Origin of the sequence: Bradyrhizobium sp. dw_411 (genome assembly GCF_018449695.1) — a bacterium.
Lineage (GTDB): Bacteria > Pseudomonadota > Alphaproteobacteria > Rhizobiales > Xanthobacteraceae > Bradyrhizobium.
In genome coordinates, this window is record NZ_JAAVUY010000008.1 from 76,723 (window position 1) to 97,345 (window position 20,623).

Here is a 20,623-nt window from a genome sequence, read left to right on the forward strand (position 1 = left end):
TGAAGCCGGAATAGCCCAGTACTCGCAATGCGAACTCGTCAGCCCTTCTTGACCAGTGGGCAAGAGCTGTCCTTCAGAGGACGAAACGCCTCTTCGCCGGGGATCACGGCACGCAGCTTGTAGTAATCCCATTCGCCCTTCGATTCGGAGGGCTTCTTGACTTCGTACACGTACATGTCGTGCACCATGCGGCCGTCTTCCCGGATGCGACCATTCTTCGCGAAGAAATCGTTGATCGGCAGTTCGCGCATCTTGGCCATTACCGCCTTTGCGTCATCCGTGCCCGCGGCTTCGATCGCTTTCAGATAATGCATTGTCGACGAATAATCTCCCGCGTCGCCCATATGCGGCGGGCGCTTCATCCGCTCGAAGAAGCGCTTTGAGAACGCCCGCGTTTCATCGTCGCGATCCCAGTAGAAGGCGTTGGTGAGGACCAGGCCCTGCGCGGCGTCCAGGCCAAGACTCTTGATGTCGGTGATCCAGACCAGAAGACCCGCCAGTGTTTGCCCGCTTTTCTGGATGCCGAACTCCTGCGCCGCCTTGACGGCGTTGACGAACACTGTACCGGAGCCGGCCAGTCCGACGACCTTGGCCTTGGAGGCCTGCGCCTGCAGCAGGAAGGACGATTGATCCGAGGTTTCGACCGGGTAGCGCGAAGAACCCAACACCTCGCCGCCGAGCGATTTGATAACAGCCGACGTATCGGCTTCGAGTGCATGGCCGAACGCATAATCCGCCGTGAGGAAATACCAGCTCGTCCCGCCAGACTTCATCATCGCGGTGCCGGTGCCTTTCGCCAGCGAGTAAGTGTCGTAGGCGTAGTGAACGCTGTTCGGCGTACACGCGTCGCCGGTCAACCGGGAAGCCCCCGATCCGTTGATGATCGCGATCCGGTCTTTTTCCTTGGCCAACTGGGTGACGCTCAGGGCGATCGACGAATTGATCAGGTTCGCAATCATGTCGACGTTTTCGACATCGAACCATTTGCGCGCGATGCCGGATGCGATATCGGGCTTGTTCTGATGATCGGCGACGACGAGTTCGATCGGCTTGCCGAGGACTTTTCCGCCAAAATCCTCGATCGCCATGCGGACCGCGGTGACCGAACCTTCGCCGGATTCATGGGAGAACTGACCGGACATATCGGTCAAAACCCCGATCTTGACCACGCCGGCGGATATGCCATCGGCCAAAGCAGCTCCCGGGACATCTATCGATGCGACTGCCGCCAGGGCAGCAAGCGAAATAGCGAACGCGGTTCGACTGATGGTCATGATGGCGTACCTCCTCACCCTGGGCACTTCGAAGGGCGGATTTTCCGATCCTTATTATTACATGCATAACTAGACTGAATTTTTTTTATATGTCAATCCGGCTCGTGTAGAATGGTCGCGTTGGGCTTTTATGCCGCGGGGAGCAACTGCATGACCACGACATCGCGCTTTGGCGTAACCCGCGATCCCATGAATCGGATGCATGCCTGATGGCGCGTTCGGCGACAGCCAAACTGGCGACGCAAATGACGGCGCCCGCCGCTCAGGCGCGAACCAAGCGGGCAAGTCCGGTCCGGTCCGAGCGCAACTGCTCGGTCGCGCGCACGCTCGACATCGTATCCGATGCCTGGGCATTTCTCATCATTCGCGAAGCCTTCTTCGGGACCCGAACCTTCGAAACATTCCGTGCCGCCCTCGACATTCCACGCGCCACGCTGACCGACCGGCTGCGGAAGCTGACGCGTCTGCAGATTTTTCGCCAGGTCGCGGCCGAGACCGGACAACGCAAGGAATACCGGCTCACCAGAATGGGCTTTGATCTCTACCCGAGTTTCATCGCGCTGATGCAATTCGGTGATCGCTGGCTTTATGACGGCAAACAGCCGCCGCTTGTGCTGGTCCACGGCACTTGCGGCTGCGAAAGCCATCCCATCGTCGCCTGCTCGGAATGTGCAGCCGAAATCGACGTCCACGCGGTGCAATATCGCGACGGCCCCGGCGCCGGCCGCAAACCTGCGCAGGCCGGCCGAAATACACGGCGCGCATCCGACGGCAGCCGCTTCATGCAGGGACGGCCGAGTTCTGTCTCGCGGGCGCTCCAGATCATCGGCGACAAATGGAGTTTCATGGTCGTTCGCGAGGGATTCTTCGGCAATCGCCGCTACGACCGCATCCAGTCGGAACTGGGCATCGCGCCGAACATCCTGACCGACCGGTTGTCGCGTCTCGTCGCCCAGGGCGTCTTGATCCGGCGTCTTTATCAGGAGGCGCCGGAACGTTATGAGTACCTGCTGACGAGCATGGGCCGGGCGCTCTACGGGCCGTTTATCACGATGCTGGCCTGGGGCGATCGCTGGCTCGCAAAGGGCAAACCGCCGCTGCTGCTGCGCCACACCACCTGCGGACATGACTTTCAGGCCGCGGTGATCTGCAACGAATGCCACAAACCCATCATCGCCGCGGATATGCGCTACAAGCTCAGTTACGATCCCAGGGAATTCGGAGCGCTAGGCCCGAGATCGATCGCGTGACCGGCAATTGATGGGTTACCGGGTGGTTTGATTTTTCGACAAGCCCTCCACGAGCTTGAAGCGCATGATCTTGCCTGATCCTGTCCGCGGAATTTCCGAGACGACGTGAGTAGCCTCCGGAAGTTTATAGGACGACAGACTTTTCCGGCAATGCGCCAGCAGCGATTCAAGATCGATCTCGCCTTGTTCGGCGACGACAAACAGATATGGCACTTCGCCCAACGTCGCATGCGGCACACCGACCACCGCGCAATCGACGATTTCGGGATGAAGGATCACGACTTCCTCGATTTCCGCCGGCGCGATATTCTGCCCACCCCGGATGATCAGTTCCTTGATGCGGCCAGTGATCGTGAGAAAACCATTTGGATCTGATTTCGCGAGATCGCCGGTGTGATACCAGCCCTTCCGCAGCGCCGCCGCGGTTTCCGCCGGCTTGTTGTGATAGCCCTGCATCAGATTGGGACCCCGAACGATCAATTCTCCTTCCGATCCGATCGGAAGATCTTCCAGCGTCGTGGGATCCACGATGCGCACCGCAAGCCCCGGCACAGGAAGGCCGCACGATCCCATCACGCGCGTGCCGCTCATCCAGTTCATCGTGACCATCGTCGATGTCTCGGTAATGCCGTAGCCATCGAGCAGCATGATGCCAAACTGTTCTTCAAACGATTTGTTGAGGGCCGCCGGCATAATGGCGCCGGCGGAAATGCATAACCGGATATTCCCGAGCCGGGTCACGCCGGCTTCCCGCGCACGCTGCACCAGATAGTGAAACATGGTCGGGACACCGGGAAACACCGAGTATTTTCCGGTTTGCATCAAATCCAGAACCTGCTGTGGCGAAAATTTTTCCAGGATGTGCTCGCTGGCGCCCGCCGCCAGCACACCCAACACCGACAAATTAAGGGCGTAGGAATGAAACAGCGGCAGTGGCGACAGGACGACATCGTTTTCACTGAGATCGCAGATCGGCGCCCAGCAAGAAGCGACGATCCATAACATCCCGCGGATCGACAGCAACACGCCCTTGGCGCGGCCTGTGGTGCCCGACGTATAAATGATGAACGACGAACGATCGATATCGGTGGGGTCGAGAGCGGTCCCGGTATTGCCTTGCGTCAGTTGGTCGAGGCTCAGGCCAGCTTGTTCAGCGCTGGCCCCGGCGAACACCATTAATGCCGAGTTCCCCGCGCCTTGCACCAGTTTTTCGATCAGTTCCTTGCGCGCCGGCGTCGTTATCACCGTGCGGCAATCGGCATCCACCAACCGATACGCGATCTCCGCTTCGGCGGCGTCGTAATTGATGGGCACGAGAACCGCGCCGGCACGCAAGCCGGCGAAGCAAGCTTCGATCCAATCGACCCCATTGGGGAGAAAAATAGCGATCCGGTCGCCATCCCGAACGCCCTTCTCGGCAAAGCCGGCGGCCATCCGGGCCGTACGGCTCGCAAGTTGGGAATAAGTCACCGATCTCGTAGCATCCCAATAGGCAACCTTGTCAGGCCGTTCCTTTCGGTGCCGCTCGAGCAAATCCGATACTGACGCTATCAACCCGGTATGTAACATGGCTTCCTCTCCGGCCGCTCAGACCATGCTGAATCCACCGCTGATGCTGATCACCTGGCCGGTAATCCAGCTTCCTGCATCTGACGCCAGCAGCGCGACCATCGGAGCCACGTCCGACGCCTGGCCGAGACGGCGAAGCGGATAGGCGCGCACCAGCTTCTCGTGGTTGGCATCGAGCCAGCTTCGGTCATGGGCGGATTCAATCAGCCCCAGCGCGATCGAGTTGGCCGTGGTGCCGGTGCGGCCCATTTCCCGGGCGAGCGACTTCATCAGCGCGATGGTTCCGGCGCGTGCGGCTGCGCCTATCGCCAATCCGGATTCGCCGATGCGGGAAGAGTCTCCCATGATTGAAATGATCCGGCCTTTACCGGAGGCTTCGAGCAAAGGCGCGGCCGCATGGCAGCAATGGATTGCGCCATACAGACACGTGTCGATCTGCCTGCGCCATTCCTCCGGCGTGGTTTCGACGAAGCGCTTGCGCAGCACGAGGCCGGCATTGTTGACGAGAATGTCGAGCCCGCCGAATTCCGATTTGACTGCCGCCACCATGCTTTTGACGGATTCAAAATCAGCGATATCGGCTTTGAAAGCCTTGGCCTTGCCACCGGCCTTCACGATCTGGGCAACAACCGCTTCCGCCTCATCCCTGGACGAATGATAATTCACCCCGACCGCGGCGCCTGCCTCGGCAAGCGCCAGCGAAATCCCGGCGCCGACATCCCGGCCACCGCCGGTCACAAGGGCCACGCGGCCCGCAAGCGTACTCATGGTTGGCTTCCTTTCACGTTCGTGCGCGCGTTCTCCAGGAGATTGAAGAGGCGCTGAGGGGTCATTGGTAGAGTGGATACATCGATGCCGAGCGGCGACAGCGCATCGGAGATCGCATTGGCAATCGCCGCGGGCGCGCCGATCGTGCCGCCCTCGCCCATCCCGCGAAAGCCACCGGCCACCGCCGATTCGCTTTCGATGTGGAGCACCTCGATGTCGGGAATTTCGACAGCCGACGGGATCACGTAATCGACGAGACTGGCGCTGACGAGCTGGCCTTCTTCATTGTAGACCATCTCCTCGTAGAGCGCGGCACCGATGCCTTGCGCGACGCCGCCATGGACCTGTCCGTCCACGATCATCGGATTGATGATGCGGCCGCAATCTTCGGCGACGATATATTTGAGTATCTTCACAAAGCAGGTGACGGGATCGACCTCGACGGCAACCAGATGTGTCGCGCCTGCGGTGGTTCCGTTGATCGGATCGTAGGTGAAGCTGCCCTCCAATTCCTCGCGCGCCTCGACCGGCAAGGTTCGCATATCGGAATAAACCGCCTTCGCAATCTGCTTGAAGGTTACCTTGCGGTCGGTTCCTGCGACGGAAGCAAAGCCACCGGACACGTCGATGTCCTCGGCGCTGGCTTCGAGCAGATGCGAGGCGACCTTTTTGATTTTCTCGCGCAAGATATACGACGCATGTTTCGCAGCGCCTCCGCCCAGCACCGCACTGCGGCTGGCATAGGTTCCGGTCGACATCGGGACCGCGTCGCTGTCGCCCTGGATGACCCGGATGTCCTCGAATTTGGCGCCGAGATCATCGGCGATGATCTGGGCCAGTGTCGTTTCCAACCCCTGCCCGTGCGAGGCGACGCCGAATGCCGCGGTGACCGCGCCGGTCGAGTCTACGCGGATCTTGGCGGTCTCCGAACCAGTATTGATCGGCATGCCCGGCGCCACCGCAATTCGTGAGCCGATCCCGGTTAGTTCGGCATAGGTCGCCAAGCCGATCCCGAAATAACGACCCTCGGCCCGCGCCGCGCGCTGCTGCTTCAGCAGACTTTCATAACCGGCAGCCTCAGCCGCCGCTTCCAGGCATTCGACGAATCCCGTCTTGTCCCAGATAATTCCCGAGGCAATGCGATAGGGAAATTCTTCCGGGCGCACCAGATTGCGCCGGCGTATCTCCAGCGGGTCGATACCAAGCGCCTTGGCGCCCATATCCATCAGGCGCTCGGCCACGAAGGTGGAAACCGGGCGGCCAACACCGCGATACGGGCCGGTCGGCGGCTTGTTGGTCGCAACCGCACGCACGGCGCCCCGGTAGGACTGGATTTTATAGGGGCCGGGAAGAAAGCTGACGACCTGGACCGGCTCAAGCCCGCATGTCCAGGGATAGATCGAATAGGCGCCGACGTCACCGATCACATCGGCTTCGAGCGCGATCGCGATTCCGTCTTTGTCGAAGCCCATCTCGGCTTCGATGATCTCGGCGAACGCCTGACTTGAACTGCTGATGTCCTCCAGCCGGTCGGCCGTCCATCGCAGCGAACGCCGCAGCTTTCGCGCGGCGACGCAGAGCAGGATTTCCTCCGGGTAAAGCGAACCTTTTGAGCCGAAGCTGCCGCCGACATCAGGCGCCACGACCCGCAGCCGGTTGCCGGGCAGATCGAGCGATTCCGACAGCGCATCCCGCACGATGCCGGGGATGTTCGATGACGTATAAAGCGTGATCGAATCCCGCCGGTTTTCGAATTCGGCCGAATAACTGCGAGGCTCGATCGCAAGCGGAGCAATCCGGGACATTTCAAATCGATCCCGGACACGAATATGCGCGCTCGCGAGATCAGCTTTTACATCGCCCTTTTTGAATTCTCTTGCAACGAGCACATTGGTCTGCGCCAATTCGTGAACCAGCGGCGCGTCCTTGGCGACGGCCAGTTCCGGATCGTTGACGGCGTCCAGCAGCTCATATTCGATCTCGATCAGCTCGAGCGCATCCTCGGCCAGATAGCGGTTGTCGGCGATAATGGCGACCACGGCTTCGCCGACATAGCGAACCTTTCCGGTGGCCAGCGCCATGATCGGCGTGGCGTAATAGCTCGGCATCCGAGAAAACGGAATGACCGGCTTGTAATCATCCGCGATATCAGCGCCGGTGAAAACCGCGACGACTCCGAGTGCCGCTTTTGCCGCCTCGGTATCGATACGCAGGATTTTCGCATGCGGATGTTCGCTGCGCCGGAACGCGACGTGAAGCGCGCGGTCGGGCCTGCGATCCGAGGTGTATTCTCCATTCCCCGTCAACAGACGCGGGTCTTCGGTCCGCTTGATGGGCATGCCCACATGACGCGGTCGCAGCAAGTCTGATACCTGGACGGCCTCGTCCTTACTCATACGTGTCTGGCCCCTTGCGCAGGCTCTGCCATTGCGCATCGTCATGGCCGCAGATGACCGTGGCGCCGGATTTTTCGATCCGGCGGATCTCCTGATAAGATTTTAGAAGTTCATCCGCATTCCAGGTGTTGCGCGGCACCGTATCGCTATCCAGGCTCTCGCGAAGACTGACTGCATCGGACGCCAGAAGAAACGAGCCGTCACGGTCGAGCTGCACCGAAGCACCGAGCGTCCCCGGCGTGTGCCCCGGCAGCGGAATCAAAACCAATCTGCCGTCGCCGAACACATCGCGCTCACCGGTAACAGCTTCCATCGGTTGCCCGTGGTCCCAGTCGGCGCGCAGAAAGCCGGCATTCTCCGCGCCCGGCGCCTTCGCGGCCTCGATCTCCCTGGCATGCGCCAGGATGGTCGCCTTTTTGAAGAACTGATTGCAGCCGCAATGATCGGGATGAAAGTGCGAATTCACCACGATATCGATGTCGTCGGGATTGACGCCGACGCAGGCGAGGCTCGACAGCAGCGTGTCTTCCGCGCGCATGACCGGGGTCATGACCTTCATCAGCGAACCCCATCGCTCTTCGCCGTGCTCGACGACGGAGGGATGACAACCCGTGTCGAACAACACATTGCCCTGCTTGTGCCGGATCAACGCGCTGCTGACCGGCGCCTCGAAGGTCTCGCTGCGATCGGCGGTCTTGACGTAAACGCTTTTCTTGAGACGCAGCCGGCCGCCCGACAAAAATTGCAATTTCATGATGCGTTTCCGTCTTGCTGATCGACGACTGCCCGGATCGCCGCAACGATGTTCTGGTAGCCGGTACAGCGGCAGAGGTTGCCGGACAGGCCCTCGCGTATTTCGGCATCGCTGGCCAAGGGATACTTTTTTAACAGGTCCATGCCCGTGATCAGCATCCCGGGCGTACAGAAGCCGCATTGCAGGCCGTGCTTCTCGCGAAACTGATGCTGCAACTCGTTCAGCGCTTCCGGCGTGCCCAAACCTTCCACGGTCGTGATCTCGGCGCCATTTGCCCGCACAGCCAATGTCAGGCAGGAGCGAACGCTGTCGCCATTCACCAGCACCGTGCAGGCGCCGCATATGCCGTGCTCGCAGCCGACATGGGTTCCGGTAAGCCCGAGCGTTTCGCGCAAGAAATCAGACAGCAGCAGCCGCGGCTCGACAATCTCCTGATATTTGCGTCCGTTGACGGTGACGGCGATATCCATTTTCATGGCTTCGCCCCAACCGCGCGCGCAAAGGCCGTGTTGAACGCCCTTTCGGCGAGCGCCCCGATCAGGTTTCGGCGGTAATCGGAAGACACGTGGATGTCGTCCGCGGGCGATACCGAGGCGCGAACGATCTGCGCGAACCGCAACGCGGTCCGGGCACCGCCCTCCGCGCCGCGCAATATCTCTTCCGCCTCTCGCAGCCGCCGCGGCGTATCGTCGACGCCCATCACCGCGACCCTGGCGTCAGAAACGGTGTTGTCCGTCAGTTCAAGCGATACCGCGATGCAGCCGAGCGCAAAGTCGCCAAAGCGGCGCGCGACCTCCTCGAAGGCCCAGCCGGTATGTGACGTCAAAACCGGAAACTCGATTTCGAAGACGATTTCTTCCGGCTCAAGGCAATTGCTTAGCGCCGATACGAAAAACTCCTCGGCGGGGATTTCCCGGCGGCCGGCAGGCCCCTCTACCTTGATCGTGGCGCCGTAGAATACCGCGAGCATCGGCAATTCCGCCGCCGGGTCCGCGTGCGACAGGCTGCCGCCGATCGTGCCTCGGTTGCGGATCGCCAGATGGGCAACATGCGGCATGGCGGCCGCCATCACCGGCAGATGAGCCGCGATCACATCGGAAAATTCAAGATCGGCGTGCCGCGTCAATGCGCCGATGACGACCGTGTTTTCCCGCAATTCGATGAATGACAGTCCGGGTATGCGCAGGAGATCGACGATCAAAGAAGGCCGCGCCATCCGGAAATTCAGCAAAGGGGTGAGAGACTGCCCTCCCGCCATGACCTTGCCGTCCCCGCCTGCTCCCACAAGCGCATCGATCGCGGATTTGAGATCGCGAGGCGCAACATAGTCGAAAGCGGCAGGCTTCAATCTATTTCTCCCGAAGCGGACTGGATCTCAGATTTTCTCTTCCAATGCACTCCATTCAAGAACCGCGAAACCGGGGCGTTCTTTTTTCCGCAAAGGCCCGCGTACCTTCCCGGAAGTCATCGCTATCGGCGGCGTGATCGATCAAATGCTGAGCGTGGGCGACATCCAGCGCGCCATCGCCGAGAGATAATCCATTCAGCATGTATTTCGCGCCAGTGATCGACAACGGCGCCTTGCCGGCGAGCGCGTCGGCAAAAGCCACCGCACTGGACAATGCATCATCGCAGATTTCATCCGCGAGGCCCATCGTTTGTGAACGCACGGCATCATAGCGCTCCGCCGAATAGAGAATCCGCTTGGCGTTCGCTACCCCGACCAGGGCCAGCAGGCGCTTGACGCTCTTCACGCCATACACAATCGAGAGATTGGCGGCGGGGATTCCGAACTTTGCCGTCTGATCCGCGAAACGAAAATCGCAGGCGAGCGCGAGATGGCAACCCCCACCCAGGCAATAACCCGATACGGCCGCGATCACCGGCTTGGGCAGATTGGCTATCGCAGCCGAGCAGTCATCGACCGAAACCTCGTAGGCGGCGCTTTGTTCTTTGTCTTTTCTGACGCGATCGAATTCCGTGACGTCCGCGCCCACGCAGAAGTCTTTGCCCGAGGTCGCCAGCACGACTGCGCGGACGCTGTCATCGCCGGCCATGCGCAAAAATATGCCGGCCAGTTCGCGCCACATACCGAGCGTCATGGCATTACGGACCTGCGGCCGGTTAAGGCTCACAACCGCGACGCCATTGCGTTTGGTCACGAGAATATCTGGCATTTCCGATCCCGGCCGTTGCCCTCGTCAGGCAAAGCCCTCGTTTATGGCCACAAGACGTTCCTGCTTGCAGTTACTTGCATAAGTAGACTTATTTTTCCGGCAGCGTCAAGCCGGCGGAAGCTTCCGGCAGGAAAATGACGGCAGCGGGAAAGGCCCACCCGATCACGCAGATCGCATGTTCTGGAACGATAGCCCGCACTGCAGCAGATGGCTTGCCGCTGAATTTTGAAAAGCTTTTGGCCGGTTATTATGAAACGTGAACCGGTTCCATCTTGAATGAAACCCCGTCAGTCGCCCACTGACGCCCTTTGCAAAATTTCGCGATCCGCGCGGGCTGACACCGGTTCTCCGCCAAACGGCGGAGAAGCTTTCTCATGCATGGAGCGATCTAACCGGTTCGCTCCAGAATAAACAGCCCCGCATTATAGTCATTTGTGAAAATGAGCCCGGACTTGTCGACGAAAATATCGCACGACTGGATCACACGCGTGCGGTTCGGGCGTGTATCGATCATCCTGGTTGGAGCCGGAGGAACAAAGGCGGCAACCTCGGACGGCCTGAATGCATCCGAAATATCGAAGACGCGCACGCCGGCATTTTGATACGTCGCAAAAACAAGATCGGAACTCACGAAGCTATCGGGCCGGTTTTCATGCAAATTATGCGGTCCGAAATGGCCGCCTTTTTTGGGATAGTCGTCGTCGCTCGGCGTCGGCAGCGTCGAAATCGAGATTGGATTGGTTGGTTCCCGGATATCCATCATCCAGATGTGCTTGAGCCCGTCGGCGAGGTTGTCCAGGACAGCTTCGTCGAGCACGACCAGCAGATCGCGGTCCGGCAGCGGCAGACAATTATGCGTGCCTCCGCCGAAGGGAGGCGACCAGTTCTTATGGACGATCAATTTCGGATTGAAACGGTCGGCAACATCGATGGAAACCAGTCCGGCGTCGCGCCACGCCGCATACGCCGTATCGCCATGAATGATCGCGTGATGCAGGCCGCAGCGCCGGTTTTCCGGCCATGCGAGCGTCTCGCCGGCGGCCCTGTTCATGCCGGGTAGCCAATATCGCCCGGCTTCGACCGGCCGCGCCGGGTCACTCATATCGATCGTTATGAAAATGTAATCGGTAAATCCGTCGAGCAGCGCCGACGCGTAAGCCCAACGGCCGCCGGTGTACCAGATACGATGAATACCGCCGCCTTCGACCGGCATGAAGCCGATCTGCCGGGGATTTGCCGGATGGCTGATGTCATAGACCGTCATACCAGCGGTCCAGTCCCGGCTTTCGCTTGTCTGCGTTGCCGTGCCGACTTTCTCGCCCAGCGCCCCGGTGTAATAGGCCGTCTCGTCCTTGAACAATTCGGACGCGAACATGTTCTTGGCGTTGATGACAAGCAGCAGATCGTCGCTGGTCTGCAGATGGATGTTCCAGGTATTGGCTGGAGCCTTCACATAATTCACCGGCACTGGTTTTGCGGGATCGCGCACATCGATCACACTGAATCCGTTGGAGAACATGTGGCCGATATAGGCAAACCCTCGGTGCACCATCAGTTGAACGCCGTCGCTGCGTCCCCCCTGGTCGGAGTAACCGACCAATTTCATATTCCTGGCATAGTCTGGCTTGATATCCATCACCACTCGTTCCTCCCGATCCAGCGAGCTTGAAAAGCGCTCGTCTTGCGCGTCACCATCCGATTTACCGAAAATCGGCTGGCCAGATTCTTATCGCTTTGCGTCAGGCATATGGGTTGCCAGGAACGAGCGCCGGCAAGCCATCATCATGAAACGGCATCCTCCGCCGACACCACACCGAGGTAACGCGAGACATCGATATTCTTCTCATGAATGGATCGCGTCGTCTCGGCGATGACGACGGACCCGCTGTTGAGCACGACGATATCGTCCGCGATGTCGATCACGAGCTTGGGATTTTGCTCTACGAGAACGATCGACAAGCCCTGCGATTTCAATTTCGCGATCGTCGCGAAAACGCCCGCGACGATCTGTGGCGCAAGCCCCTCCGAGGGTTCATCCATCAAGAGAACGCGCGGGTTCGAAATCAGGGCGCGTCCGATCGCCAGCATCTGTTGCTCGCCGCCCGACAGATTTCCGGCATAATGTGAGGTGCGCTCGCGAAGTCTTGGAAACTCATCGAGCACGGTATCGAGCGTCCATTTGGGCGCCTGCCGCCCGGGCAAACGGCGGCTTGCGACAACGAGGTTTTCACGCACGGTCAGGCGCTTGAAGACCCGGCGGCCTTGCGGCACCAGTCCGATACCCTTGCGGGAGATGGCTTCCGGCCCGAGCCTGGAAATGCTCTCCCCGAACAACGCGATATCGCCGCGGCGCGGCTGCAACAATCCCACGGTCGTATTCATGCAGGTGGTTTTTCCGGCGCCGTTTCGTCCGAGCAGGCCGAGCACCCGCCCCTCGCCGACGGAAAACGATACGCCGTGGAGCGCATGACTCTCGCCGTAATAGACATCCACGCCGGAAAATCGGAGAGCGTCAGCCGGCAAGGTAGACCTCCCTGGTCTGAGGCGCGTTGACGACCTCGTCCCGCGTTCCATCGAGCACCACAGCGCCAAAATGCATCAGGGTTATTCGCTCGGCAAAGCGAAGTGCGACGTCCATGTCATGTTCGATCATCACCGTGGTCACGTCGCGGGGAATCGACAACAGGAGATCCTGGACTCCCCGCCTTTCATCGACGGAAAGTCCGGCCAGCGGCTCGTCCAGCAGGAGAACGCTGGGCTGCTGGGCCAGCGCCATCGCGATTTCAACGCGGCGGCACTCGCCATACGATGTTTCGGAAATCTTGCGATCGGCAAGATGTACCAAGCCGACGCGTTCAAGCGCTTCGTGCGCGGCATCGCTCACATCGCGGCATTGCGAAAGATTGGCGAAGGGATTCCATCGCAACGGCATCAAGCCCATCAATGCAATACTGACGTTGCGTATCAAGGTGTCCTGGGGAAACAGGGTTATGATCTGGTAGGTGCGCGCCAGTCCCATATGCGCCCGTGCCCGCCCCGGACTTCTGGTGATATCGCGTCCCATCAGGGAAATCTCGCCGGCGTCCGGCTTGATCTCTCCGGCGATGAGATTGAACAGAGTGGTCTTGCCGGCGCCGTTCGGGCCTATGATCAGGCGTCTCTCACCGGCGGCCACGTCGAGATCGACGTCGCGGGTGACGCGCAACCCGCCAAACGATTTGCAAAGACCTTTGACGCGCAGCGGATTCATGAAGCTTCACCCGACGGCGCAGGCACCGCACGAATTCGGCGCGCACCGCCAAAACCGGTCTTGAGGCGTGCGAGGCCCGGGACAATTCCTTCCGGGATGAAGATGATGATCAGGACGAAGATCAGCCCCAATACGAGACTCCAGCGCTCTACAAAGGAGCTCGCCACGTTTTTCATGAAGACAATGACCAGGGCCCCGACGAAGGGCCCGAAGATGGTCGCCGAGCCGCCGGACAGCACCATCAGCAGGATTTCGGACGAACTTTGTACGGTCAGCACCTGTGGGCTGACAAAGCCGTTGTAATAGAGAAAAAGCAGACCGGCGATTCCGCTCAGAAAGCCGGACATGACAAATGCGATATAGCGTGTCAGCCAGACATTATAACCGAGCGCCGTCATCCGCCTCGGTTCGTCGCGCGTTCCGCGTATCGCCGCCCCGAGTGGCGACAACACCAGACGCGAGGTAAACGCCAATGCCAGGATGAAGACCGCGAGCGCCAGATAATAGAACGGAGTCGGGCCTTCAATATCCAGCCCGAACGGCTGAGGCCGCGCCGGAATACTGATGCCGTTGTCGCCATTGGTCAGACTGACCCATCGATAGGCGACGCCCCACAGGATTTGCCCGATGGCCAACGTGATCATCAGAAAGCCGATCCCGGTCGAGCGCAGCGCCAGCGCACCGAAAATGGCAGAGATCAACAGAATGATTGCCAGCCCGATGACAAACGCCGTCAATTGATCGAAGCCCGACGTAATCGCGATGCCGACAGCATAGCCGCCGATCGCGAACAGCGACGCGTGGCCGAGGGAAACCAGCCCGGCGTAGCCGACCAGCAGGTTCAAGCCCATCGCGGCGATCGACCAGATCAGGATCTGGCTCGCGATATTCACGTAAAAAGTATCGCGAATCCACAATGGCAGCGTGACCAAAATCGCAATGAATGCGAAGACGGCCAATATTCTTGAATAGCCGGCCGTCATGTCAGGCGCCCGAAGAGGCCTTGTGGCCTGAACATCAAGATAACCAGCATGGGCAGGAACAGGATCACATAGGCCAGGTTCGGAAACAGAACCTGACCGAAATTGAACAGAAATCCGATGATGAAGCTGCCGACCAGCGCGCCAAGAAGGCTGTTGGTGCCTCCGAGAATGACCACGATCAACGCCAGCGGCAGCATTTCCGAATCCAGCCCCGGATAGATCGACAGATACGGGCCAGCCATCAGACCCGCGAACCCCGCGAGCGCCGCGCCAAGCGCGAAGACGACCGAGAACAAGGCAGACACTCGGATGCCGACCACGCGCGCCATCGGCGCATCATCCACGCCAGCCCGGATCATGGCTCCCAGACGCGTCCGCTCGATCATCAGCCAGAGACCAACCGCGATGATCACGGCGATGCCGACGACCGCGAGCCGGTAAAGCGGAAATTGCAACGCGAACAGGGATGCCGTGCCTTCAAGTCCCGGAGGCGTGGGCACCCGGACCGGGTCACCGGTCCAGATCATCAGCGACAAGTCCGCGATGATGAAGGACAAGCCAAGCGTCAGCAGGACCTGTTGCATAGCGTTGCCGCCCAGCGGCCGCAACAGAAGGCGCTCAACCGTGACGCCGATCGCCGCCATGATCAGCGCGGTCAATATCGCCGCGATCCAGAAATTGAGACCGAACCTGATGAGGGTGACGCCGAGATAGCCGCCGAGCATGAAGAACGAGCCATGGGTCAGGTTCGGAATACGCATCAGGCCGAAGATCAGCGAGAAGCCGGCTGACAGCAGGAACAGCAATCCTCCCAGGGTGACGCTGTTGATGGTCAGGATGAACCACATATCCCGGCCTTCAGTTTTCGAGGTTCTTGGCCGGCGGAAAATCTCTCGAATATACCGGCTGAGCCAGGAACGCTTCTTCCGGATAGGTCCAGAACTGCGACACCTCCGGATAGGTCTTCACGATCGTGTTGCTGAGTTTCCCATCCTTGCGGTCGATGCGCTTGATGAAGATATCACCGACGATGTTGCCGTATTTATCGAAATGAAAAGTGCCGCACGGTGTGTCGCGAAGGGCAATACCTCGCAGCGCCTCCATCAGCTTCTTTTTGTCGGAGACATCGCCACCCGTTGTCCGCAGCGCCGCGTCCAGGCAAAGTCCGGTCACATAGGCCCACGCCGCGTATTCTCCGGGCACGTTGTCGTAGTCCTTCAGCATTGCTGCGACGAAACGCTTGTTGCTGTCCGTCTGCAATGTCGCGGCATAGATCGAGGCGCTGTGCAGGCCTACCGCCTCATCGCCGAGACTCTTGAGCAGCGCGTCGTCGCCTGTCGTCCACCCACCGACCAGCGGTATGGTTTTCTTGACTCCCAATTCGGCATAGGCGCGCATGAATTTCACTGGATTGGAGCCCGTGAAACCCATGAAGGTCGCATCGACATTTTGTATCTGGGCGATGTAGGGCGTGTAATCCGGCGTGATCAAGGGCGGCCAGAGTTTGCGAACAACCTTTCCGCCCTCGTCCTCGAAGACACGTTGAAAACCCGCGACCTGTTCGTGACCGAATGCGAAGTCGTCGGAAATGGTCGCGACGCGGTTATGTCCGAGTTCTTTCCTGGCGAAATCGCCCATCGCATGGCTGGCCTGTCCTGAGGAGCAAACGTTGCGGATCATCCAGGGGTTCGCGTGCCTCTGCGTCAGGTCCTCCGCGCCGCCAAGATTAATGATGGGAATCTGTGCGCGGCGGATATAGTCCGAGATCGCCAGCATCTCGGTTGCGGTGATCGGGCCGATTATCAAATCCACCTTTTCGCGCTCGACAAGTTCCTGCACCTTGGAGCGCGCGCCGGCCGGCGAGCCGCCGGTATCGGCCACAACGATCTCGACCTTCCGGCCACCGATCGTCGATCCTGAATCCTTCAGGAAAGTCGCAAGACCTTGCTCTATCAGCAGCCCGCCCTGAGCCAGGGGGCCAGACTTGATCGTGAGCTGGCCGACCCTCACCGGCGCGCCTTGCGCGATAGCCGGCGACCGGACACCTGCCGCCATGATACCGGCTCCCAACGTGAAAGCTCGACGCGAAAGCATATGCGGCATGGGCTCAACCTTTCCGAAGTCACTGTTGGAGTCGGGGAAGCAAGTGTCCTGTCGTCTCAAGCGTGCAGGAAATTCGGCATCGCCAGATGACGCATCATGTGTTCGTGCACCGGCAGTTCGGGCGCCTTCGATTCTTCACGGTTGCTGCTGTTGATGGTAAGCGCGGTCCCGAGGAAGCGGCCGTGACGGACGACCTGACCGTTGATCGCGATTCTCTCCGGCTCGAAGCTTTTCAAGGCCGACACGACATCGCCGGTTCGCTCAAGCGCTTTCACCATCGCGAACGCGTCGCATGCAGCCTTGCTCACACCAAACCCGGAATGCGGACGCGACACCGAAGCGGCATCGCCGATCAGCGCAACACGGCCGAAAGCCATACGGGAAGGAATGAAATCGTAGATGGGCGTGAAGAACGGAGAGTCGATATTGTCCAGGCAATCCAGAAACTGGGGCGGCAGGATATTGCGCGCATCATCCCGCATCTCGGCGACAATTTCCTTGCGGATCAGCGGCGGCGCGATGGAGAATTCGTGGTGCCGTCCGGTTTCGTCGGTGCACATCTCCTTCAGCTTCGCGTCGTCGACAACGCGATACCAGATCCAGTTGTAGCGACGAAACCCGGGCCGCAGATCGTTATGGAGCCCCGCGATGGGATAGCCCATCACCTGCTGTTCCTTCGGAAAATAGAAGGCGAAGTATGGAAAGACCGATTCGATCGTCTGCGGGGCTAGTCGCGATTCGACAGGCGTCCCGCGCCATACGACGTAGCCCGAATAGACGGGCTGGATTTCCGGGGCGAATTGCTCGCGAACGGCAGACCTGAACCCGTCGGCGCCGACGAGCAGGTCGGCAAGCACAGTCTCGCCGTTGGACAACTGGACCCGCACGCCATCGTCAGATTGATCGGCCCGCACGAAACCGCAATCGAGGTGATAGTTTTCGCCGGGAATGCGATCGAGAAGGAGCCGGTAGATGCGGTCCCAGGACGTGTGGATCTGAGGCACCGTCATTTCGCTGATCACCGAGCCGTCGCTGCCCAAAGTGATCCGGCGATCCGCCCTGATGCCGAGATCATCGAGCCCGATGCCGATGGCGGCGAAGACTTCCAGCAGTTCCGGATGGGTCGTTATCCCTGCTCCTCGTCCGGTCAAGCTCGTCGCCGAGCGATCGTGGACGTCGACCAGCCATCCGGCCTGCCTCAAGAGAACCGCCGCAAAAAGCCCTCCTACGGAGCCACCGATCACTACGGCACGCTTTGGCTTGCCAGTTATTGTACCCATGACCGAAATCCCCACATAAGTAATCAATTGAATACTTACGGAAAGAGACGAAGCTGTCAATGAGAGGAGTGCAACTGGAGCGAATTGCTGCTAAATTACGCGCATTGACCTGGATAAAGCAGAGAGAAACCAAATTTTCGGCATATGAGCGCCAAGCGATGGTGCCGCGCGCCGACCGTGATTGGCAGCATAAATGATCAAATGATTACTTTTAGTGGCCAAGCAGGGGTCTTGCCCTTCTGCATTGCGCTCTGTACGGCCATCCCAAGCGCAAAGGGTGATCGCGATGTCCACCAAGAAGGTACCTGCCCGCACCGGCTCGACCGTGACCAGGCGAAAGCGGTCTGCCGGGTCCGGACGGCTGCTTCGCCAGGAGCGCGCCGACACCATTTCACACGCGGCTATCGAGTTCTTCGCGGAGCACGGCTTCAAGGGGCAGACCAGAGAACTCGCCGCGAGGGCCGGCGTTACCCAGGGGTTGCTGTATCGCCACTTTCCCAACAAGGACGCCATCATCGAGAAAGTCTATCACGACGTCTTCCTGTCGAACTGGAATCCGGAATGGGAAGTATGGATCGGAGATCGTGCCGTTCCGCTGCGCGATCGTCTTGTCCGCTTCTACAAGGATTACACCAAAGGCATCATGAAGCCGGAGTGGATCAGATTGTTTCTCTACTTCGGGCTCGATGGACGCGGCGACTTCGCAAAGCGCTATCTGAAAAACATGCACCAGACGATATGGTATCGTATCGTCGCTGAAGTCCGGCACCATTCAGGCCGCCCCTCGCTGGACTTCGAAGCCATCAAGGTCTCCGAAGTCGAGATGGTATGGGCGTTAATCGCGAGTATCTTCTTCATTGGCGTCCGGCATTATGTTCTCGGATTGACGGTGCCCGACGACATCGACTCAATTATAGAAGCCAAGATCCACGCGTTCCTGGAGGGAGTTCCTGCCGCGATGGCGGATTCTCCCAATCAGGAAGCCATATTCGACCTGCTTCCGGATATGTAAGCCGTGAAAAAATCTCCGACCGCAGCACTGCCATCGGCGGACACCCCCGCCTCGCCGTCCGGCGAGCATCGTCGCGCCATCACGAAAGCAGGCCCAGGGAACAACCGAACCAAGCGAGGCGCGCTCAAAGCCCGGCAGGGGAAGCGCCTGAGCCGGGAAGATCGCGAAAAAGCGATCGTCGATGCGGCAACCGCATTCTTCGCCGAAGTCGGCTTCTCCGGACAGACCCGCGAATTGGCCGCGCGTGCCGGGATCACGCAATCCTTGTTGTATCGGCATTTCCCGACCAAGGACGCGCTGATCGAACGGGTTTATCGGTCGGTCTTCCTGTCAAAATGGAATCCGGAATGGGAGGTCTGGATCAGCGATCGCGAAACACCTCTCGAGGACCGCCTGATCCGCTTCTATGTGAGCTATACCAAGACAATCATGAGCTACGAGTGGATCCGTCTCTTCCTGTATAGCGGTCTCGACGGACGCAACGAACTGAGCAAAAGATACTTGCGCTTTATGCATCAGCGCATTTGGTGGCGCATCATCGCGGAAATCCGCCACCATTCGAAGCGCCCGTCACTCGACGTCCAGCCGATCACCGTGATCGAAGTCGAGCTTGTCTGGGCCTTTATCGCGTCAATCTTTCATATCGGATTGAGACGTTTCGTTTTTGGAATCACGTTTCCCGAAGACATGGACGATATCATCGCCGATAAGGTCAGGGGCTTCCTCAACGGTGCCCCCGCGGCAATGGGCGCGACCTCGACCAAAGACGCCATATTCGAACAACTGCCGAACCTCTAGAGAGGAAGCCGCCTTCGCGTCTGGCTCTACGCCATCCCGGGGAGCGGTTGAACTCCAGGCAATGCCCCTCATTTGACCGCAGGCGGCGGCAGGAACTGGTCGACATTTTTGGCGTCGACGAGCACGTGTTTGACCGCGACGTCGCCTGTTGGCTTGTTGCCTTTCAGATATTCGACCATCGTATCGACCCCGAGCCTGCCCCATGCCACCGGATTGAGGTTGACCGTGAGCCCAACCGTACCAGCCTTGACCGCGCGCATCGCCGGCGGAATGCCGTTAAGGCCCGTCACGACCACCTGACTGCCTTTGCCGGCAGCCGCAATCGCTTGCGACGCCCCGAGCGCGATTTCATCATTCGCGCAATAGATCGCCTTTACGTCGGGATGAGCCACCAGAATATCTTCGGCCTGCTTCAACCCCATCTCGCGCGTGAGTGCGACGTCCTTTCGATAGACGACCTTGATGTCGGGGCTTGTCTTGATGACGGTATCGAACCCCTCGGCCAGATTCCGGAACGTGGCTGCGCCGGACGGACCGGCGACCATGGCAATCTCGCCCTTGCCTCCGATGCTCTGCGCAATCCACGCGGCGATCTCGCCGCCGATCTTCTTTTCATCCATGCTCACATACGCCGATTCATTGGCCGAATTCGCGTGGCGCGCGATTGAGATGACAGGGATGCCGGCCTTTCCCGCCGCGTCATAGGCCGCGCCGACCGCAACGGCGTCGATCGGCGATACCAGAATGCCGTCGACCTTTCGTGCGACCAGATCCTGAATGCCGTCGACCTGCTGTGCGACGACTTCGTTGGCCGTGACGAATACGACATTGGCGCCCAGTTCCTTGGCGCGCGCCTCGATACCTGATTTCATCGCGATGTAAAAAGGATTGACGTCCGAGGCGAGCGAAACGCCGATCGTCACGGGCTTCGGTTGCGCAAGCGCGGGAGCACTGAGCGCCGCGAACGCGGCAGCGGCCGAAATCAAAACCAAACGACGCTTCATGGACC

19 protein-coding genes are annotated in these 20,623 nt (G+C 59.6%); 3 read left to right on the forward strand and 16 right to left on the reverse strand.

Going from position 1 to position 20,623, the window contains the following annotated elements:
* Nucleotides 1-38: 38 nt before the first annotated feature.
* Nucleotides 39-1,274: an ABC transporter substrate-binding protein gene (locus tag HB676_RS15390; RefSeq protein ID WP_213738680.1), complete on the reverse strand. Its 1,236-nt coding sequence runs from the start codon at nt 1,272-1,274 to the stop codon at nt 39-41.
* A 209-nt stretch (nt 1,275-1,483) separates the two neighbouring features.
* Here HB676_RS15390 and HB676_RS15395 point away from each other — a divergent pair, with 209 nt between their 5' ends.
* A complete protein-coding gene (locus HB676_RS15395; RefSeq protein WP_213738681.1) occupies nt 1,484-2,524 on the forward strand; it encodes a helix-turn-helix domain-containing protein in 1,041 nt (346 codons plus the stop codon).
* Nucleotides 2,525-2,539: 15 nt separating this feature from the next.
* On the opposite strand, the gene HB676_RS15400 is transcribed toward HB676_RS15395, so the two are convergent.
* The 14 genes from HB676_RS15400 to HB676_RS15465 form a co-directional block, all read right to left on the reverse strand.
* Nucleotides 2,540-4,093, reverse strand: coding sequence for a class I adenylate-forming enzyme family protein (locus HB676_RS15400; RefSeq protein WP_213738682.1), 1,554 nt, complete (start codon nt 4,091-4,093; stop codon nt 2,540-2,542).
* A gap of 18 nt (nt 4,094-4,111) precedes the next feature.
* A complete protein-coding gene (locus HB676_RS15405) occupies nt 4,112-4,861 on the reverse strand; it encodes an SDR family oxidoreductase (RefSeq protein ID WP_213738683.1) in 750 nt (249 codons plus the stop codon).
* Entirely contained in the window at nt 4,858-7,200 is a 2,343-nt protein-coding gene (locus HB676_RS15410) for a xanthine dehydrogenase family protein molybdopterin-binding subunit (RefSeq protein WP_249780263.1), read from the reverse strand. Before HB676_RS15410 ends, HB676_RS15405 begins: the two co-directional genes overlap by 4 nt.
* Before the next feature lie 49 nt (nt 7,201-7,249).
* The gene (locus tag HB676_RS15415; RefSeq protein ID WP_213738685.1) at nt 7,250-8,011 is read right to left on the reverse strand and encodes an N-acyl homoserine lactonase family protein; all 762 of its coding nucleotides are present in this window, start codon (nt 8,009-8,011) and stop codon (nt 7,250-7,252) included.
* A complete protein-coding gene (locus tag HB676_RS15420) occupies nt 8,008-8,487 on the reverse strand; it encodes a (2Fe-2S)-binding protein (protein ID WP_213738686.1) in 480 nt (159 codons plus the stop codon). Before HB676_RS15420 ends, HB676_RS15415 begins: the two co-directional genes overlap by 4 nt.
* Nucleotides 8,484-9,359 carry a xanthine dehydrogenase family protein subunit M gene (locus HB676_RS15425; RefSeq protein WP_213738687.1) on the reverse strand — a complete coding sequence of 292 codons (876 nt, stop codon included), beginning with the start codon at nt 9,357-9,359 and terminating at the stop codon, nt 8,484-8,486. The genes HB676_RS15420 and HB676_RS15425 overlap by 4 nt, the downstream gene beginning before the upstream one ends.
* A 55-nt stretch (nt 9,360-9,414) precedes the next feature.
* Nucleotides 9,415-10,188 carry an enoyl-CoA hydratase-related protein gene (locus HB676_RS15430; RefSeq protein ID WP_213738688.1) on the reverse strand — a complete coding sequence of 258 codons (774 nt, stop codon included), beginning with the start codon at nt 10,186-10,188 and terminating at the stop codon, nt 9,415-9,417.
* Between the two features lie 388 nt (nt 10,189-10,576).
* A complete protein-coding gene (locus HB676_RS15435; RefSeq protein ID WP_213738689.1) occupies nt 10,577-11,824 on the reverse strand; it encodes a hypothetical protein in 1,248 nt (415 codons plus the stop codon).
* 146 nt (nt 11,825-11,970) lie between these two features.
* On the reverse strand, nt 11,971-12,711 hold the full coding sequence (locus HB676_RS15440) for an ABC transporter ATP-binding protein (RefSeq protein WP_249780264.1): 741 nt from the start codon (nt 12,709-12,711) through the stop codon (nt 11,971-11,973).
* Nucleotides 12,701-13,438, reverse strand: coding sequence for an ABC transporter ATP-binding protein (locus tag HB676_RS15445; protein WP_213738691.1), 738 nt, complete (start codon nt 13,436-13,438; stop codon nt 12,701-12,703). The genes HB676_RS15440 and HB676_RS15445 overlap by 11 nt, the downstream gene beginning before the upstream one ends.
* Nucleotides 13,435-14,421, reverse strand: a complete 987-nt coding sequence (locus tag HB676_RS15450; RefSeq protein ID WP_213738692.1) for a branched-chain amino acid ABC transporter permease — start codon at nt 14,419-14,421, stop codon at nt 13,435-13,437. Before HB676_RS15450 ends, HB676_RS15445 begins: the two co-directional genes overlap by 4 nt.
* Complete coding sequence (locus tag HB676_RS15455; RefSeq protein WP_213738693.1) at nt 14,418-15,269, reverse strand: branched-chain amino acid ABC transporter permease; 852 nt, start codon at nt 15,267-15,269, stop codon at nt 14,418-14,420. Before HB676_RS15455 ends, HB676_RS15450 begins: the two co-directional genes overlap by 4 nt.
* Nucleotides 15,270-15,279: 10 nt before the next feature.
* Nucleotides 15,280-16,476, reverse strand: a complete 1,197-nt coding sequence (locus HB676_RS15460; protein ID WP_213738694.1) for an ABC transporter substrate-binding protein — start codon at nt 16,474-16,476, stop codon at nt 15,280-15,282.
* A gap of 104 nt (nt 16,477-16,580) precedes the next feature.
* On the reverse strand, nt 16,581-17,804 hold the full coding sequence (locus tag HB676_RS15465; protein ID WP_213738695.1) for an FAD binding domain-containing protein: 1,224 nt from the start codon (nt 17,802-17,804) through the stop codon (nt 16,581-16,583).
* Between the two features lie 286 nt (nt 17,805-18,090).
* Between HB676_RS15465 and HB676_RS15470 the strand changes: the two genes are divergently transcribed.
* Nucleotides 18,091-18,816: a TetR/AcrR family transcriptional regulator gene (locus tag HB676_RS15470; RefSeq protein ID WP_213738696.1), complete on the forward strand. Its 726-nt coding sequence runs from the start codon at nt 18,091-18,093 to the stop codon at nt 18,814-18,816.
* A gap of 3 nt (nt 18,817-18,819) precedes the next feature.
* Nucleotides 18,820-19,614, forward strand: a complete 795-nt coding sequence (locus HB676_RS15475) for a TetR/AcrR family transcriptional regulator (protein WP_346347343.1) — start codon at nt 18,820-18,822, stop codon at nt 19,612-19,614.
* A 68-nt stretch (nt 19,615-19,682) separates the two neighbouring features.
* On the opposite strand, the gene HB676_RS15480 is transcribed toward HB676_RS15475, so the two are convergent.
* Nucleotides 19,683-20,618: a substrate-binding domain-containing protein gene (locus HB676_RS15480; RefSeq protein ID WP_213738697.1), complete on the reverse strand. Its 936-nt coding sequence runs from the start codon at nt 20,616-20,618 to the stop codon at nt 19,683-19,685.
* Nucleotides 20,619-20,623: the final 5 nt, after the last annotated feature.